Consider the following 15,706-nt stretch of genomic DNA (forward strand, 5'->3'; position numbering starts at 1 on the left):
GATGGGTCAGCCGCGCGGGTCGTACCCGGCGACGAGTTCGGTGTCCGCGCCGACCGGGCCGTGGCCGGCGGCGCCGCCCGGCAGGCCGATCGGCTCGTCGCGGCCCGGCAGGGACTCGGTGAAGAACCGCTTGTTGTCGGCGACGAAGTCCTTCAGCTCCGGTGGCACCCGGCGGTCCTGGGAGATCGCCTGGACCGGGCAGACGGGCTCACAGTTGCCACAGTCGATGCATTCCATCGGGTTGATATAGAGCTTGCGGTCGCCTTCGTAGATGCAGTCGACGGGGCACTCCTCCATACAGGAGCGGTCCATGACGTCGATGCACGGCTCGGCTATGACGTAGGGCATGGGCTATCGGTCCTCTTCGGTGCTACGCGACGGCGGGGGCAGGCGTGGATACGTCGGTGGAGTGGCCGGGGAACACCGGCTGCTCGGGGTCGATGTGGTGCGCGGCGTTGTTGACGGCGGTCGCCGCTTCCCCGAAGCCGACCGCGATCAGCCGCACCTTGCCGGGGTAGTCGTTGATGTCCCCGGCCGCGTAGACCCCCGGGAGAGAGGTCCGCATGGCCGAATCGACCGGGATGTGGCGCCGGTGGGCGATGTCGATGCCCCAGCCGAGCAGCGGGCCGAGGTTGGCGGTGAAACCGAGGGCGGCGATGATCCCCCGGCAGGGCAGGCGGTGCGTCTGCCCGTCGCGCCGGGTGATCTCCACGGCCTCGATGTCCCCGCCGTCGCCGATGACCTTCGACAGCTCGGCTTCGGTGAGGATCTCCACGCCCGCGGCCCGTACGGCGGCCACGGTGGCCGGGTGCGCACGGAAGGTGTCGCGGCGGTGGACCAGGGTCACGGAGGCGGCCAGTGGGTGCAGGGTGAGGGCCCAGTCGAAGGCGCTGTCACCGCCCCCGACGATCACCACGTCCCGGCCCGCGTAGTCGTCCGGCCTGCGCACGAAGTACGCCGGCCCGGGTCCCTCGTACGCGGCGGCAGCCGGCAGAGGGCGGGGTGTGAAGGTGCCGATGCCGCCGGTGATGAGCACGGCCCTGGCCCGCACCCGCGCCCCTTGGTGCGTCGTCACGGTGAACGTGTCCGGCCCGCCGCCGGCCCCGGGGATCCGCTCCATCGTCTCGGCCCGGTGGCCGAGCAGATAGCACGGGTCGTACGGTGCGGCCTGCTCCAGGAGCCGGTCCACGAGTTCGCGTCCCCGTACCGCCGGGAATCCGGCGATGTCGAAGATCTGCTTCTCCGGGTACATGGCGTTGATCTGGCCACCGGGCTCGGGCAGCGAGTCCAGCACGGTCACCGACAGACCGCGGAAACCGGCGTAGTAGGCAGCGAACAGGCCGGTGGGGCCGGCTCCCACGATGAGCAGATCCGTGCTGTGATCCGCGGGGCACGGGGACATGCACGTCCTCCTTGGTGCAGGGGGAAGAGAGTGACTTGCCGAGTGGCGGGGAGCGACTGGCAGGGAGGACGTCAGCTTGATGTCGTCGGCGACGGAGGCGCCTCCGCCCAGGAACCGTCGCGGACCATGGCGCGCAGCACGTTGCGGCGGATCTTGCCGGTGGGCGTACGGGGAAGCTCGGGCAGCCCGATCACCCCGCGCGGGCGTTTGAAGGCGGCCAGGCCCTCCCGGCACCAGGCGACGAGGGCGTCCGGATCGACCTCACGCCCGGGCCTGGGCACCACGCAGGCGACCGGTTTGTCCAGGCCGTCCGCGTCCGGTACGCCGACCACGGCGACCTCGGCCACGTCCGGATGGGCGAGGAGGCGCTCTTCGACCTCGGCGGGCGCGACCCAGATGCCGCCCGCCTTGAGCAGGTCGTTGGTGCGGCCCATGCACGTGTAGGTGCCGTCGGCGTTGCGGATGTAGGTGTCTCCGGTGCGTACCCAGTCGCCGAGGAAGACCTGACGTGTGGTCTCGGCCCGGCACCAGTAGCCGGTGGCCGCGGACTCACCGCGGACGTGGAGCTCGCCGGGTGTGCCGTCGCCCTGCACCACGCTGCCGTCGACGTCGCGCAGCTCCACCTTGTACCCGGGAACGGGTTCGCCGGAGGAGCCCGGGTGGACCCGGCCCGAACGGTTGGAGATGAAGATGTGCAGCATCTCGGTGGACCCGATGCCGTCGAGCACCTCCACACCGAACTGTTTCAGCATCCCCTCGTACATCCGCGAGGGCAGCGCTTCTCCGGCCGAGACGCCCACCCGCACCGTCGCGAAGGCGTCGTCCGGGATGTCGGCGCTCGCGAGCAGTGGCCCGAAGAAGCTGGGTGTGCCGAACAAGACGGTGGCCCGGTCGCCGGCCGCCCGCTTCGCGAACAGCGCGGGAGACGGCCTGGAAGGTTCCAGCAGCGCTGTCCCGCCCGCCGCCAGCGGGAAGAACAGCGAGTTGCCGATGCCGTAGGCGAAGAAGAGCTTCGCGACCGACAGGCAGCGGTCCTCCGGGCCGATGCCCAGCACCCGCTGCCCGTAGTTCTGCGATACGAACTTGATGTCGACGTGGCGGTGCATGGCCGCCTTGGGCGTGCCCGTGGTGCCCGACGTGTACAGCCACAGAGCGGGCGAGTCCGGCCAGGTCGGATACGGCCCGTCGTCCCTGCCGGTGCCGCCGTCCAGCAGCTGCTGCCAGGTGCGGCCCTGGACGTGGCCGGGCAGTCCTGTGCTGTCTTCTCCGGTCAGGACGGCGTGCTCGACCTCCGGCGCCTGCTGGAGCGCCGCGCGGACGACCGGCGCGAACTCGGCGGAGCCCAGCACCACCCGGCAGCGCGCGTCGGCCACCAGCTTGCCCAGCTCCCCTCCGGTGAGCATGGTCGACGCGGGCACGGCCACCGCGCCGATGTGGAAGGCGGCGAGGATGCCGGTGAAGAGCTCGATGTCGTCCACCATGCACAGCAGGACGCGCTCCTCGGGACGTACGCCGAGGGCCCGCAGCCCGGCCGCCACGCGGCGGACCTCCGCCGACAGTTGCTCGTAGGTCAGCGTCCGCGTGGGAGTGACGAGCGCCGTGCGGGCGCCGTTGCCCTCCCGCACGTGCCGGTCGACCAGGTACTCCGCCGTGTTGAACGCCTCAGGCATCCGGCTCACCTCACACCAGTCGGACGTACTCGTAGTCGAACGGTTTGCTGTTGATGCCATTGACCGGTGGCGCGACCCAGCTCGCGATCTTGCCGCGTTCGTACACAGGCTGCATCAGTGACCGTACGAACGCCAGGTCCTCGGCGGTGGGCAGCCAGTGATGGCGGCTCGCCTCCCAGGTCCGCTCGTCGACGATCGTGCCGTCGGGGGTGACGTGGTGGCCGGCGGCGAGGCCGACGTTCCGGTTGAAGCCCGCGTGCGGCAGCCTCAGCCGGAAGTCGATCCCGTGCTCCTCAAGGATCCGGTTCCAGCGCTTGAGGCCGTTCTCGCAGTCGGAGATGTACTCGTCGCGCAGGTCCAGGTTGAGGGCGAGCAGCACGGGGACCTCGTCCTGCGACCAGGTGCCGTCTGCCTGCGGCTTGTCCAGGAAGGCGCTGTGGTCGGTGAGCCGGTGGTCGTCCTTGCGGCGCTCCTCCTGCCAGCGGCCCTTGAGCCCGGCGGTGTAGTAGTTCGCCGCGTTGGTGGAGGTCTCGCTGCCGAAGAGGTCCAGGGAGACCGTGTAGTGGAAATTGATGTACTTCTGGATGATGTCCAGCGGGATGCCACCGCAGGCGGCGATGTCCAACGTGTCGTGCTCGCGGACCAGTTGGGCGCTGCGGGTCACCACGCGGTCGACGCCGGTGGTGCCGACCATCATGTGGTGCGCCTCCTCCTTCAGCATGAAGGTGCAGGTCCGCGACAGCGGGTCGAAGGCGCTCTCCTTGAGCGAGCCGAGCTGGTACTTGCCGTCCCGGTCGGTGAAGTACGTGAACATGAAGAAGGCCAGCCAGTCGGCGGTCTCCTCGTTGAACGCGCCCAGGATGCGCGGCGAGTCGGGGCTGCCGGAGTTGCGGTGGAGCAGCGCCTCGGCCTCCTCGCGGCCCTCCCGGCCGAAGTAGGCGTGCAGCAGGTACACCATCGCCCACAGGTGCCGGCCCTCCTCCACATTGACCTGGAAGAGGTTGCGCAGGTCGTACAGGCTCGGGGCGGTCAGGCCAAGGAGGCGCTGCTGCTCGACCGAGGCCGGCTCGGTGTCGCCCTGGATGACGATCAGCCGTTGCAGGTCGGCGCGGTACTCGCCGGGCACCTGCTGCCAGACCGGCTGCCCCTTGTGCTCGCCGAAGGCGACGCGGCGGTCGGGGTCGCGCTCGGCGAGGAAGATGCCCCACCGGTAGTCCGGCACGTTGACGTGGTCGAAGTGGGCCCAGCCGTCGCGACCGACCGACACGGCCGTGCGCAGGTAGACGCCTCGGTTCTCCAGCTCCGGGCCCATTTCGCCCCACCAGTTGAGGAACTTGGGCTGCCAGCCCTCCAGCGCCCGCTGCAGACGGCGGTCGTCGGCGAGAGCGACGTTGTTGGGGATCTTGGAGTCGTAGTCGATCTTCGTGGGCATCGGGTCACACTCGCTTCCGGTCGTAGACCGCTTTCTGGCCGGTGCCGTAGCGGCGCAGCGCGCCCTCGGGGCCAGCGGCGTTGGGGCGTATGAAGATCCAGTTCTGCCAGGCGGTGAGCCGTCCGAAGATCTTGGTCTCGATCGTCTCCGGGCCGACGAACCGGTGGTTGGCCTCCATGCCCGTCAGGGCGTCCGGGCTCAGCGCGGCCCGGCTCTCCAGGACGATGCGGATCTCGTCCTCCCAGTCGATGTCGTCGGGCGCGTCGGTGACGAGGCCTAGCTCGCGGGCCTGGGCGGCGCTCAGGGGTTGCCCGGCCTCGCGGCGCAGCCACTCGACGTGGTCGTCCTCCTGGTAGAAGCGGGACTGGAGGCGGGACAGGCCGTTGCCCATGGGGAAGGTGCCGAAGTTGGCCTCGGAGAGGGTGAGTTGGGCGCGCTCGTCGCTGTCCGGGTCCTCGATGGGCGGGCCGTCCAGCATGTACTGCAGATCGCAGGCCAAGGCCAGCTCCAGCAGCAGGCCCGCGAAGCAACTGCCCGGCTCGATGAGCGCCACCAGGCTGCGGCTGGTGACGTCGAGCCGCTTCAGGGTGCGCTTGTAGTAGTGAACGATCTCGTTGCTGAGCCAGTCGCCCTGGGCGGCGGCGCCCAACACGACCTGCTCATGGGCCAGTACGAGCGCGGAATCGCCCTCCGTGCGGAGCACCCAGGTGCCCAGCTCGGTCTCGTTCGCCCGCAGCCGCAGGATCAGGTCGTCGAGCTCGCGGGTGACGGCCAGCAGCCACCCGTCGGCGCCCTCGTCGTGGATCGCGGCGGCGTCGGCGGGGGCGTCCTCGCCGGGGCCCCGTACGGTGATGCGGACCAGGCCGAGCGGACGGTCGTACTCGGCGCGCACGTACTGGTAGGCGATGCCGTCCTCGGTGACGTCCCGCTCCAGCGGTGTCAGTTCGATGCCCTCGGCGTCCGTCGGCCGGGTGCTGTGCTCGGCCGCTTCCATGGCACGCTGTTCGACGACCGTACGGAAGTCCCGGCGCGGGACGACCTCGTCGACCAGCCGCCAGTCCACCGCCGTCTTGCCCCGTACGCCGTCGCTGCGGGTGGCGAAGAGATCGGCCAGATCCTTGCGTACGCGGCGCTTGTCGGTGACCCGGGTCAGCCCGCCGGTCCCGGGCAGCACGCCCAGGAGCGGGACCTCGGGCAGGGCCACCGACGAGGAGTTGTCGTCGACCAGCAGGATCCGGTCGCAGGCCAGCGCGAGTTCGTAACCGCCGCCCGCACAGGAGCCGTTGACCGCGGCGATGAAGGTCAGCCCCGAGTGCTGCGAGGCGTCCTCCATGCTGTTGCGGGTCTCGTTGGTGAACTTGCAGAAGTTCACCTTCCAGTGGTGCGGGGAGGCCGCCAGCATCCGGATGTTCGCCCCGGCGCAGAAGACTTTCTCCTTCGCGCTGGTCACCACCACCGACCGCACCTCGGGGTGCTCGAACCGCAGCCGCTGCAGTGCGTCGTACAGCTCGATGTCCACACCCAGGTCATAGGAGTTGAGCTTCAGCTCGTAGCCCGGGACCAGGCCGCCCTGCTCGTCGACGTCCATCTCCAGCCAGGCGACCGGCCCGTCGGTCCGCAGCTTCCAGTGCCGGTACGCGTCCGGGCTCCGGTCGAAGGTCACCACCACCGTGCCTGTGGGCTCCGGCGCTCCATTCGCGGCATCGACCACGTCTGGCTTGCTTGCCACCACCATGACGAGCGCCTCCTCGCGCTAGCGCAGGTACCTATAGAGGAATCTTCTACAGAAGTACCGCAGTGCGTCAAGGTTCTGTAGAACATGGGTCTGGACGGGTTCCCCGTTCCGGCCCGGCAGGGTCAGCCCACACCGAGGGGGCTGTGGGCCCGGGCCCGGTCCTGGCGGAAGTCGTCGGTCGAACTCCTGTGAACGATGCGGCCCTTCTGCATCACCGCCACCTCGTCGGCGAGAGGGAAGGCCAGGTGCAGGTCCTGTTCGACCAGCACGGCCGCGATGCCCTCGCCGCGCAAGCCCTCGAGCAACTCGGCGATCAGGTCGATGACCGCCGGCGCGAGGCCGTCCGACGGCTCGTCCAGGAGCAGCAGCCGCGGGATCCTCAGCAGCGCCCGGCCGATGGCCAGCATCTGCTGTTCTCCGCCGGAGAGTTGATCGCCCCGGTTGGCGCGCCGCTCGGCGAGGCGGGGCATCAGCTCGTAGACGCGCTCCAGGGTCCAGGGGGCCGCCTCGAGTGTGTCGGGCGGTGAGAACCGCCCGGCACACTCACGACCGCACAGTGGTCAGACGTCGAAGTGCGCACGTTCGACAGCAGCTCCCCGGATGGCTAGAAGGGGAAGGCGTGCGCCTGCTCGCGGTAGGTGACCCACTGCCACTGGGTGAATTCGTCCCAGCTGCTCTGGGAGCCGAACCGGCTGCCGTTGCCGGAGGCGCCCGTACCGCCGAAGGGTGCGTACGCGTCGTTGTTCAGGGTCTGGTCGTTGATGTGGACGATGCCGGTCCGCAGCCGCCGCGCCAGATCGCGGCCACGGTCCGGGGATCCCGTTTGCACCGCGGCGACCAGCCCGTACTCGGTGTTGTTGGCGACCGCGACCGCCTCGTCCTCGTCGCGTACGACGACGACCGGTGCGACGGGTCCGAAGATCTCCTCACGGAACGCGGGCATCGACGTGGTCACGCCGGCCAGCACGGTGGGTTGGTAGAACAGCCCGTCGTACGTGCCGCCGGCCCTGACCTCGGCCCCCGCCCTGACGGTCTCCTCCACGATCCGGTGCACATTGTCCCGCTGCCGCTGGTTGATCAGCGGCCCGAGAGCCACTTGCCCGGTGAACGGATCACCCACCGGAAGTCCCTGCGCCCGCTTGGCCAGCCGGTCGAGGTATTCGTCGGCGACGGATTCGAGCACGATGTGCCGGCCCGCGGTCATACAGACCTGGCCCTGGTGCAGGAACGCGCCCCAGGCCCCCGCCGAACTGGCGATCTCCAGGTCGGCGTCGTCGAGCACGATCAGGGCGTTGTTGCCGCCGAGTTCGAGCGAGACCCGCTTCAGCGTGCGCCCGGCGGTGGCGCCGACCTCACGGCCGACCGCCGTCGAGCCGGTGAAGGCGATCATGGCGACGTTCGGGTCCTCGACCAGGGCCGCGCCGGGCCCGGCGTCCCCGGGCAGCACATGCAGCAACCCGTCGGGCAGGCCGGCCGCCTCGAAGAGTCGCGCGACCAGCGTGCCTCCTGACACCGCCGTCTGTACGTCCGGCTTCAGGACGACCGCGTTGCCCAGCGCCAGCGCCGGCGCGACGGCCCGGACGGAGAGGATGAACGGGAAGTTCCACGGACTGATCACACCGACCACGCCGAGCGGCACCCGGCGGGCGACGCTCTCCCGGCCGGGCTCACTGGCCGGCAGCAGGTGCCCCCAGGGCTGGGTGGGCAGCGCCGCCGCCTCCCACAACTCCCCGAGCACCAAGTCGACTTCAAAGGCCGCCTTGCCCGGCACAGCGCCGCCCTCGCGGACGAGCCAGCGCTCGAACTCGGCACGGTTGTCGGCGAGGACGGCGGCGGCCTTGCGGATCACGGCGGCGCGGGACGGGCCGGTCGCCGCGGCCCAGTCGGCTTGTGCCTGGACGGCTCGGGCGGTCGCGGCCGCCACATCCTCGGCATCGCCCAGGCCGACCTGGGCCAGGACGGCACCCGTCGCCGGTTCGGTGCTGTCCAGCACACCGCCGTGGGCGGTGGTCCAGCCATTGCTGTAGATCTTGCCCTGCCAGGAAACGTCATCGAGAAGTTCGGTCATCGCGGGGTTCTCCTCAGCTTCGCTTGAGCTCGGGTGGTCAGGCGCCGGGCCGGCGGATGAGGTCCGCTGCCTTCTCGCCGATCATGATCGTGGCGGCGTTGGTGTTGACGCAGACGAGCCTCGGCATGACCGAGGCGTCCGCCACCCGCAAGCCGTCCAGGCCGTGCACCCGCAGATCGGGCCCCACGACGGCCTCCGGCCCGACGCCCATCGCGCAGGTGCCGACCGGGTGGTAGTAGGTTCCGGTGCCTCGGGCGATGAACTCCCGCAGACCGGCCTCGTCCGTGACGTCGGGTCCGGGAAGCACCTCGCGGGCACGCCAGGGAGCGAACGGTTCGGAGGCGGCGATCTCCCGCGCGACCTCGATGCCGTGCAGCAGCCGGCGCACGTCGGACTCCGCGCCCAGATAGTTCGGATCGATCATTGGCGGCGTCTGCGGATCGGGCCCAGCGATCCGGATCGAGCCGCGTGCCTCGGGCACCGTGGCGACGCCGAAGGTGAAGCTGTTCTCCGGGGCCTGAAGCGTCGGCGGGTGGAACGGCAGGTGGATGAACATCAGCTGCATGTCCGGGCCCGCGAGGGCCTGGTCGCTGCGCCACAGCATCGACACCTCGGCATGGTTGGCGAGCCCCGGCGGAATGGGCCGGCTCGCCTCGTACACGATCCCGCACAGCGGATGGTCGTGCAGGTTGCGGCCGACACCGGGCAGGTCGTGTACGACCGCGACACCCGCCTGCTCCAACTCGTCGGCCGCGCCCACCCCGGAGAGAAGCAGAAGCCGAGGCGAGTCGACCGCGCCAGCGCTGACCACCACCTCCGCATCCGCGTACGCGGTGACGACCTCGCCGCGGCGTTCGTACTCGACACCGGTGCAGAGTGTGCCGTCGAACAGGAGCCTGTGGGCACGAGACTCCGTCGCGACCGTGAGATTCGGACGGCTGTCACGGACCGGGTGCAGATAGGCCGCCGCGGTGCTCTGGCGGTGCCCGTCCGTGATCGACAGATCGTGCCAGCCGGCACCCTCCTGCACCGCTCCGTTGAAGTCGTCCGTCAGCGGATGACCGGTCGCCGCCGCCGCGTCGAGGAAGACCTGCGACAGCGGATTCGGCTGCGCCGACGGAGCCGGACGCATCGGGCCGCCCTCACCCCGGTACTGCGGATCCCGGCCGCTGACGGTCTCCATGCGCCGGAAGTAGGGCAGCACAGAGGCGTAGTCCCAGCCGTCGCAGCCCGCCTTGGCCCACGCGTCGAAGTCCGCGCCGTGCCCACGCAGGTACACCATCGCGTTGATGCTGCTCGACCCGCCGAGCGTGCGCCCCCGGGGCCAGTTGTGGACCACCCCGCCGGTGCCGGGCTGGGGAACGGTGTCGTAGGAGTAGTCGATCTCCGTGCCCCACAGCGCGGGCCACGCGGGTGGCACGGCAATCTCGGGCGCGTCGTCGGCAGGACCGGATTCGAGCAGGAGAACGCGGGTGTCGTGATCTTCCGACAGCCGCGCGGCCAGAACGCAGCCGGCCGACCCGGCACCGATCACCACGTAGTCGTAACGAGCAGGCATGGCCACCACAGCCCACCACCTCTGGTTCGGCGGTCCGGCGGGCCCCGTTGCCCGCGCGGCGAAAAACCTGCTACAGATTCTTGTCAGTCACGTTGCAGAGTTGTTGACTGATCCCGCCTCGGCCTTTGTCGTGCGAGGCCAAGTCTGGTGGGAGGGCACACACAGTGATGTCGTCGACCGCAGGGACCGAACAGTCAAGCTCTCTCCCGGCCGATCTCTGGCGAGAGCAGTTGGGCGGTGCTTTCGGCCGGCTCGTCCCCGAGGCCATCGGAGCACGGGACGCCCATGGGCGGATGGCCGGTACTCAGCTCGGGGCGATCGCTGCCTACCGGGTGAGCGGGACGCCGCAGGTCGTGCGGCGTACCCCCAGGGCCGTACGGCAGACACCGATCGACCTGCTCAAGGTCTGCGTACAGCTGAGCGGGTACGCCACCGTGTGCCAGGACGATCGCGAGATCGCGATCGCGCCCGGGCAGATGGCGATCTACGACACCGGCAGGCCCTATCATCTGCGTCTTGAGCGCCAGTGGTCGTGCGCGGTCATGGCCTTTCCCCGGGGCGCGTTGAGCCTGCCCGAGCGCATGGTCGTCACGTCGATGAACCATGCCTATCCACTCGCGGACGGACCTGGCGCGGTGCTGGCCGGCTTCGTATCGTCCGCGGTATCGCAGCGGGATTCGATCCACCGGACATCCGCCGACCGGCTCGGCGAAGCGGGGCTGCATCTGGTGGCAGCGGCATTGAGCGAGGCCGCCCCCTGTGGCGACGATGGCGCAGCGGACGCATTGCGGCTGCAGATCCTGAACTACATCAGAGCGCACCTCGCCGAACCGGACCTGACACATGCGCGGGTCGCCGCCGTGCACCACATGAGCGCGCGCACCCTGCACCGACTGTTCGAGCACGAGTCATGCACCGTCACCGACTACATCCGCTCTCGCCGCCTCGAAGCGGCGATGCGTGACCTGGCCGACCCTCTGCTCGCCCATCGCAGCATCGCGGCGATCGCCGCCCACTGGTGCTTCGTCGGCCAGGCGCACTTCACCCGCGCCTTCCACGCCAAGTACGGCGTGAACCCCTCGGCTGCCCGTCGCGACGCCGTGTAGTCGCCGAACCTCACGAGAGCCGCGCTGCCCCGCGGATCCGGCCATGAAGAAGGGCCGTCGGTCGTGCCTCCCCTGAGGGAAGAGCACGGTCAACAGACGGCACCAGGAGCGCGGTTACCCACCCTGACCTGGGGTGATGTCACCCGTCGAAGTGAAGGGCGAACTCGTACAGGTGCGGGCGTAGCCGCTTTGGGTCGAGGGCCCGGAACGCGTTGTCATGGTGGGGACGCTGTCCCAGATGTGGCGGATACCCAAGCAAGATGACGCTGGCTCTCCAGATCGAGCACAACCGCTCCGCCCGCGGCCTGCGCGGCATGATCTTCACCCGTGACGACCGCGCCGGCGAGGGCAAGTTGTCCTCCCGCCTCGGTCTCGTCACGGACGCGGTGGAGGTCGGGCAGGACCAGGACGTGTACGCGTACCTGGTCGACCACCTCTCGCAAGGCGGGCGAGCGGACTACGTCATCGCGGACGAGGCGCAGTTCCTCACGCCCGGTCAGATCGACCAACTCGCCCGCGTGGTCGACGACCTGGACATCGACGTCTTCGCCTTCGGCATCACGACGGACTTCCGCTCCAAGCTGTTCCCCGGCTCCCAGCGCCTCGTGGAACTCGCCGACCGCGTCGAGGTCCTCCAGGTCGAGGCCCTCTGCTGGTGCGGCGCCCGCGCCACGCACAACGCCCGCACCATAGGCGGCCACATGGTCGTCGAGGGCGCCCAGGTCGTCGTCGGCGACGTCGACCAGTCGGAGGACATCGGCTACGAGGTGCTGTGCCGCCGTCACCATCGTCGTCGGATGACGTCGGCGACGGCTCGCGCGAGCGCGTTGTCGCCGGATGTACTGCCGCTCGGCTCCGCCTGACGGATCGCCAGACGGACCGCCTGACGGGGCAGCCCTCCAGCGCACATGCCACTCGCCGACATCGTCGGAGAGCCGCCTTACGCGAACGGTCAGTGATTCGTCCGCACCATCGAGAACACGGCCCCCTCCGGGTCCGCCACCGTGGCGATGCGGCCGTGGGAGGTGTCGCGGGGTGGTTCGAGGGCGTGGCCGCCGAGGTCGAGGACGTGGCTCAGGGCGGCGTCCACGTCGGCGACCTCGAAGTACGTCATCCAGTGCGGGCCGCGATCGCGGGGGAGGGCGTTGCCGACGCCGTGGATGCCGGCCACCGGGCGGCCCTTGATGTGGAGGGTGATGTAGTCGAAGTCGGCGGAGGCGACGGGCTCCTCCTCGTAGCCGAAGACCGTCTCGTAGAACTTGGTGACGCCGGCGGAGTCGCGGGTGACGAGCTCGTTCCAGGCGGGCGTACCGGGGACGTCTGAAATGCCCGTGCCGAGATGGTCCGCTGCCTGCCAGATACCGAAGACGGCGCCCGAAGGGTCCGAGGCGATCGCCAGGCGGCCGGCGTTCTCGGCGTCCAGGGGACCGACTCCGACGGTGCCGCCGCAGTGCCGCACCGTCTCGGCCGTCAGGTCCACGTCGTCCGAGGCGAGGTAGGGCGTCCAGGCGATCGGCAGATGGCGGTCCGGTGGGAGCTGGCCGATGCCCGCCACCTCCTGGCCGTCGAGCTGCGCCCGCACATACGCGCCCAGCTGCTGGGGGCCCGGCTGGAACTCCCAGCCGAACAGTTCTCCGTAGAAGTCCTGGGTCGCGGCCATCCCGTGCACCATCAGGCTCACCCAGCAGGGTGTGCCGGGCGCGTGCGCACTGCCGTTCAGGCCGGCCGACCCCCGTGCCTCGGTCATCGTCACCCTCTCCTCGGCGCCTTGTGGTGCCGCTGCCGCTTCACTTCCGCTTGCCAACGCGCGTACCGCCGCCGCGTTTCCGCGTCCGGTGTCGATGCTCGCAACACCAGGGGCGCGGCACGTCCCGGCCGAGCGGCCCATGGCGGGAGGATGCCCGAATTGCCGTTGCCCATCCGTTTCCCCGCGATTGCCTGCTTGTGTACATCGCCGGTACAGCGTGTGGCCGTGCCCGCACACCGTGTGGTCGGGCCGGTCCGGCGGAGCACAGTAGCCGGACCTGGACGATGCGGCCACCCCGTGCGCAAGGATGGGGGGCATGAACGCCATCATCTCCGCATCCGAACTCGCGAGCGATCTGGCGGGTCCGAACCCCCCGGTCGTACTGGACATCCGCTGGCAGCTGGGCGGTCCGAACCTGCGCTCCGCCTACGAGGAGGCGCACATCCCGGGGGCCGTCTACGTGGACCTGGACTCGGAACTCGCAGCTCCGGCCGGTGCGGCCGGCCGGCATCCGCTGCCCAACATGGAGGTCTTCGGCGCGACCATGCGCGCGGCCGGGGTGTCCGGTGACCGTGATGTCGTTGTGTACGACGGAGGGCTCGGCTGGGCCGCCGCGCGCGCGTGGTGGCTGCTGCGCTGGGCGGGTCACCCGGCGGTGCGCGTGCTTGACGGCGGCCTCGCGGCGTGGAGCGGTCCGGTCGAGTCCGGCAACCCGTCCCCGGCCCCCGGAACCTTCGTACCGGCTCCCGGTGCGCTTCCCCTCCTCGATGCCGACGGCGCCGCGGCGCTGGCCCGCACCGGTCTGCTCCTCGACGCCCGGGCTGCCGAGCGCTACCGGGGCGATGTCGAGCCGATCGACCGCGTCGGCGGGCACATTCCCGGCGCGGTCTCGGCGCCGACCACGGAGAACGTGGGCGAGTCCGGCCGTTTCCTCGCGGCCTCCGACCTCGCCGACCGCTTCAAGTTCCTGGGTGCGTCCGGAACTTCCGAGGTGGGCGTCTACTGCGGCTCGGGCGTCTCCGGCGCGCACGAGGTCCTCGCGCTGGCGGTCGCGGGCATCCCGGCCGCGCTGTACGTGGGCTCGTGGTCGGAGTGGTCCCAGGACGAAAGCCGCCCGGTCGTGACGGGCCCTGACCCGCAGTAGCTCCACGGAGGAGGCCCCAACCTGTATCCGCTTCCCGGATCCGGCAGCGGAAAGGGCTCGCACCAAGGTGGTGCGAGCCCCGGCCACGTACTAGTCCTGCTTCTTCCGGCGTGTCCCGAAGACGATCTCGTCCCAGCTCGGCACGGCCGCTCTGCGGCCCGGACGGACGCCGTCCGCCTCGGCCTGCCGGTCGGTGGCACCGACGAGCCGGTCCCGGTGGCTGCCCACCGAGCGGGGCATGAGAACGTCCGCATAGGCGGAACCCGCCGAGGCCGCGGGAGCCGGGGGCTCCTCCGCCTCGGGCTCCGGGGCAGGCGGCTCCTCCGCCGCGGGACGCTCCGGTGTCGAGGTGGTCGAGGCGGTTGATGTAGTCGGAGTGGCCGAGGGGCGCTCGGGCACCACCATGTCGCCGCGGAAGCTGGGCACCGCCTCCAGGAGGCTGGTGAGCGAGTCGCGCTCGCGCTCCTCGCTGCTCTCCTCGACGTCCGGCTCGGACGACGGCGACGGCAGGCTCGGCCGCTCCATCTGCCGGTCCAGGGCGCGGTCCAGCGGCCGGTCGCGCGGCAGCCTGGCGATGCGAGGCACGAACGGGAAGCTGGGCTCGGCCGAGGCGGCCAGGTCGTCGGACTCGCCGATCAGCGAGCGCGCCTCGTCGTCGACGGCCTGGACGAGCCGCCGAGGCGGGTCGTACGTCCAGCTCGCCGAGTGCGGTTCGCTCGCCACCCGGTAGACCAGCAGGACCTCCCAGGTGCCGTCGTCGCGGCGCCACGAGTCCCACTGGACGGTCTCCTTGTCGGCGCCGCGCAGCAGCAGTCGCTCCTGCACCGCCTCGCCGAGCTGGGGACCGGTGGTTTCGCCTGGGCGGCGGACAGGGGTCTTCCGGGCCCGCTCCGCCATGAAGGCACGCTCGGCGAGCACGGGGCCCTCGAAGCGGCGCACACGGTCGACGGGGATGCCGGCGAACTGGGCGACCTCTTCTGCGGACGCTCCCGCACGTATACGCGCCTGGATGTCTCGGGGGCGGAGATGGCTCTCCACCTCGATCTCGATCTGGCCGAGGCGGGGACGGTCGCCGCGTACAGCGGCACGCAGACGCTCATCGATCGGAAGCGTGTACTCCGTGCTGTCCGCAGCCTTCAGCACCAGCCGTGTGCCGTCGTTAGAGACGGCCACGACACGCAGTTCGGGCATGGGGACCTCCCGGGTGGTGCCTGCCGACGTCACGTGCGTCGCTGCTTCCGCTAGTCGAGTGTGGCCTGCCCGGGTGCAGCCTGCCACAACCTTGCCGAGTTGCCCGGCGTGTCGGGCGGTGGCCCTCGCTCGCCGTTATGGCACGGTTACCTATTCGCAACGCTAAGTGACGAACCTCATCACCCTGTGCAACGAGCCCCCTCCCGGCGGTCCTGGAAAGGCCCCGGACGCCCTGGCGAGTGTCCGGACCCAGGGCTCGCAACAGTACTCCATTCGGGCCACTTGCGTGGATCGGCACGCCACCGAACTTCTGTCCGGGGGCGGGAGTTGGCCGTCCGAGGCGACGTTCTCGTGACCATGGTGCGTGGCTCACTTCACGTAATCACCAGAAACAGGGCTAATCGTTTCGCCTGCACGTTCCCTTCTCGCGTACCCGGTCGACCGACATGACCACGCCTTTCCGCCGAACGTGACCACCCTTTTCCGCCGAACGCGACCACAACCGCCGATCCGGCGCGGCTACGCGCCCAGCACCCGCCGCAAGTAGTCGTTCCCGAACCGTCGTTCCGGGTCGAGCCGGTCTCGCAGGGCGGTGAACTCGGTGAAGCGCGGGTAGGTCTTGGCGAGGTGGTCGGCGCCGCGTGTGTGGATTT

Annotated in this window: 14 protein-coding genes; 3 read left to right on the forward strand and 11 right to left on the reverse strand. The window is 70.3% G+C overall.

The window, feature by feature from the left end; translation table 11 throughout:
- Positions 1 to 6: 6 nt before the first annotated feature.
- The 8 genes from fdxA to ACTWQR_RS40040 all read right to left on the reverse strand — a co-directional run bounded on the left by fdxA (position 7) and on the right by ACTWQR_RS40040 (position 9,865).
- A complete protein-coding gene (gene fdxA, locus ACTWQR_RS40005; RefSeq protein WP_443232172.1) occupies positions 7 to 348 on the reverse strand; it encodes a ferredoxin in 342 nt (113 codons plus the stop codon).
- A 22-nt stretch (positions 349 to 370) separates the two neighbouring features.
- Entirely contained in the window at positions 371 to 1,402 is a 1,032-nt protein-coding gene (locus tag ACTWQR_RS40010; RefSeq protein ID WP_443232173.1) for an NAD(P)/FAD-dependent oxidoreductase, read from the reverse strand.
- A gap of 71 nt (positions 1,403 to 1,473) precedes the next feature.
- Positions 1,474 to 3,072, reverse strand: a complete 1,599-nt coding sequence (locus ACTWQR_RS40015) for a benzoate-CoA ligase family protein (protein WP_443232174.1) — start codon at positions 3,070 to 3,072, stop codon at positions 1,474 to 1,476.
- A gap of 10 nt (positions 3,073 to 3,082) precedes the next feature.
- Positions 3,083 to 4,504 carry a benzoyl-CoA 2,3-epoxidase subunit BoxB gene (gene boxB / locus ACTWQR_RS40020; RefSeq protein WP_443232175.1) on the reverse strand — a complete coding sequence of 474 codons (1,422 nt, stop codon included), beginning with the start codon at positions 4,502 to 4,504 and terminating at the stop codon, positions 3,083 to 3,085.
- A gap of 4 nt (positions 4,505 to 4,508) precedes the next feature.
- Positions 4,509 to 6,239, reverse strand: coding sequence for a 2,3-epoxybenzoyl-CoA dihydrolase (boxC, locus tag ACTWQR_RS40025; RefSeq protein ID WP_443232176.1), 1,731 nt, complete (start codon positions 6,237 to 6,239; stop codon positions 4,509 to 4,511).
- 122 nt (positions 6,240 to 6,361) lie between these two features.
- Positions 6,362 to 6,709 (reverse strand): ATP-binding cassette domain-containing protein, encoded by a 348-nt coding sequence (locus ACTWQR_RS40030; protein ID WP_443232177.1) that lies wholly within the window; start codon positions 6,707 to 6,709, stop codon positions 6,362 to 6,364.
- Between the two features lie 134 nt (positions 6,710 to 6,843).
- Positions 6,844 to 8,307 (reverse strand): benzaldehyde dehydrogenase, encoded by a 1,464-nt coding sequence (locus ACTWQR_RS40035; protein ID WP_443232178.1) that lies wholly within the window; start codon positions 8,305 to 8,307, stop codon positions 6,844 to 6,846.
- 37 nt (positions 8,308 to 8,344) lie between these two features.
- Entirely contained in the window at positions 8,345 to 9,865 is a 1,521-nt protein-coding gene (locus tag ACTWQR_RS40040) for a GMC family oxidoreductase (protein ID WP_443232179.1), read from the reverse strand.
- 167 nt (positions 9,866 to 10,032) lie between these two features.
- Here ACTWQR_RS40040 and ACTWQR_RS40045 point away from each other — a divergent pair, with 167 nt between their 5' ends.
- Entirely contained in the window at positions 10,033 to 10,971 is a 939-nt protein-coding gene (locus tag ACTWQR_RS40045; RefSeq protein WP_443232180.1) for an AraC-like ligand-binding domain-containing protein, read from the forward strand.
- A gap of 260 nt (positions 10,972 to 11,231) precedes the next feature.
- Complete coding sequence (locus ACTWQR_RS40050; RefSeq protein ID WP_443232181.1) at positions 11,232 to 11,834, forward strand: thymidine kinase; 603 nt, start codon at positions 11,232 to 11,234, stop codon at positions 11,832 to 11,834.
- Between the two features lie 89 nt (positions 11,835 to 11,923).
- Here ACTWQR_RS40050 and ACTWQR_RS40055 read toward each other — a convergent pair whose 3' ends face one another.
- A complete protein-coding gene (locus tag ACTWQR_RS40055) occupies positions 11,924 to 12,718 on the reverse strand; it encodes a VOC family protein (RefSeq protein WP_443232182.1) in 795 nt (264 codons plus the stop codon).
- Positions 12,719 to 13,034: 316 nt separating this feature from the next.
- On the opposite strand from ACTWQR_RS40055, the gene ACTWQR_RS40060 reads away from it, so the two are divergent.
- Positions 13,035 to 13,862 carry a sulfurtransferase gene (locus ACTWQR_RS40060; RefSeq protein WP_443232183.1) on the forward strand — a complete coding sequence of 276 codons (828 nt, stop codon included), beginning with the start codon at positions 13,035 to 13,037 and terminating at the stop codon, positions 13,860 to 13,862.
- A 90-nt stretch (positions 13,863 to 13,952) separates the two neighbouring features.
- Here ACTWQR_RS40060 and sepH read toward each other — a convergent pair whose 3' ends face one another.
- Both sepH and ACTWQR_RS40070 read right to left on the reverse strand, forming a co-directional pair.
- A complete protein-coding gene (gene sepH / locus ACTWQR_RS40065; RefSeq protein WP_443232184.1) occupies positions 13,953 to 15,053 on the reverse strand; it encodes a septation protein SepH in 1,101 nt (366 codons plus the stop codon).
- A 519-nt stretch (positions 15,054 to 15,572) separates the two neighbouring features.
- Positions 15,573 to 15,706, reverse strand: a 134-nt coding sequence (locus ACTWQR_RS40070; RefSeq protein ID WP_443232186.1) for a D-arabinono-1,4-lactone oxidase, incomplete at its 5' end; no start/stop codon positions are given.

The organism is Streptomyces sp. 2A115, from assembly GCF_052245575.1.
GTDB lineage: Bacteria > Actinomycetota > Actinomycetes > Streptomycetales > Streptomycetaceae > Streptomyces.

Coding starts and splice junctions, on each gene's coding strand:
- boxC (WP_443232176.1), bottom strand. CDS start 6,239: ATGGTGGTGGCAAGCAAGCCAGACGTGGTCGATGCCGCGAATGGAGCG.
- boxB (WP_443232175.1), bottom strand. CDS start 4,504: ATGCCCACGAAGATCGACTACGACTCCAAGATCCCCAACAACGTCGCT.
- ACTWQR_RS40030 (WP_443232177.1), bottom strand. CDS start 6,709: ATGCCCCGCCTCGCCGAGCGGCGCGCCAACCGGGGCGATCAACTCTCC.
- ACTWQR_RS40035 (WP_443232178.1), bottom strand. CDS start 8,307: ATGACCGAACTTCTCGATGACGTTTCCTGGCAGGGCAAGATCTACAGC.
- ACTWQR_RS40015 (WP_443232174.1), bottom strand. CDS start 3,072: ATGCCTGAGGCGTTCAACACGGCGGAGTACCTGGTCGACCGGCACGTG.
- ACTWQR_RS40040 (WP_443232179.1), bottom strand. CDS start 9,865: ATGCCTGCTCGTTACGACTACGTGGTGATCGGTGCCGGGTCGGCCGGC.
- ACTWQR_RS40010 (WP_443232173.1), bottom strand. CDS start 1,402: ATGTCCCCGTGCCCCGCGGATCACAGCACGGATCTGCTCATCGTGGGA.
- ACTWQR_RS40050 (WP_443232181.1), top strand. CDS start 11,232: ATGACGCTGGCTCTCCAGATCGAGCACAACCGCTCCGCCCGCGGCCTG.
- ACTWQR_RS40055 (WP_443232182.1), bottom strand. CDS start 12,718: ATGACCGAGGCACGGGGGTCGGCCGGCCTGAACGGCAGTGCGCACGCG.
- ACTWQR_RS40060 (WP_443232183.1), top strand. CDS start 13,035: ATGAACGCCATCATCTCCGCATCCGAACTCGCGAGCGATCTGGCGGGT.
- ACTWQR_RS40045 (WP_443232180.1), top strand. CDS start 10,033: ATGTCGTCGACCGCAGGGACCGAACAGTCAAGCTCTCTCCCGGCCGAT.
- fdxA (WP_443232172.1), bottom strand. CDS start 348: ATGCCCTACGTCATAGCCGAGCCGTGCATCGACGTCATGGACCGCTCC.
- sepH (WP_443232184.1), bottom strand. CDS start 15,053: ATGCCCGAACTGCGTGTCGTGGCCGTCTCTAACGACGGCACACGGCTG.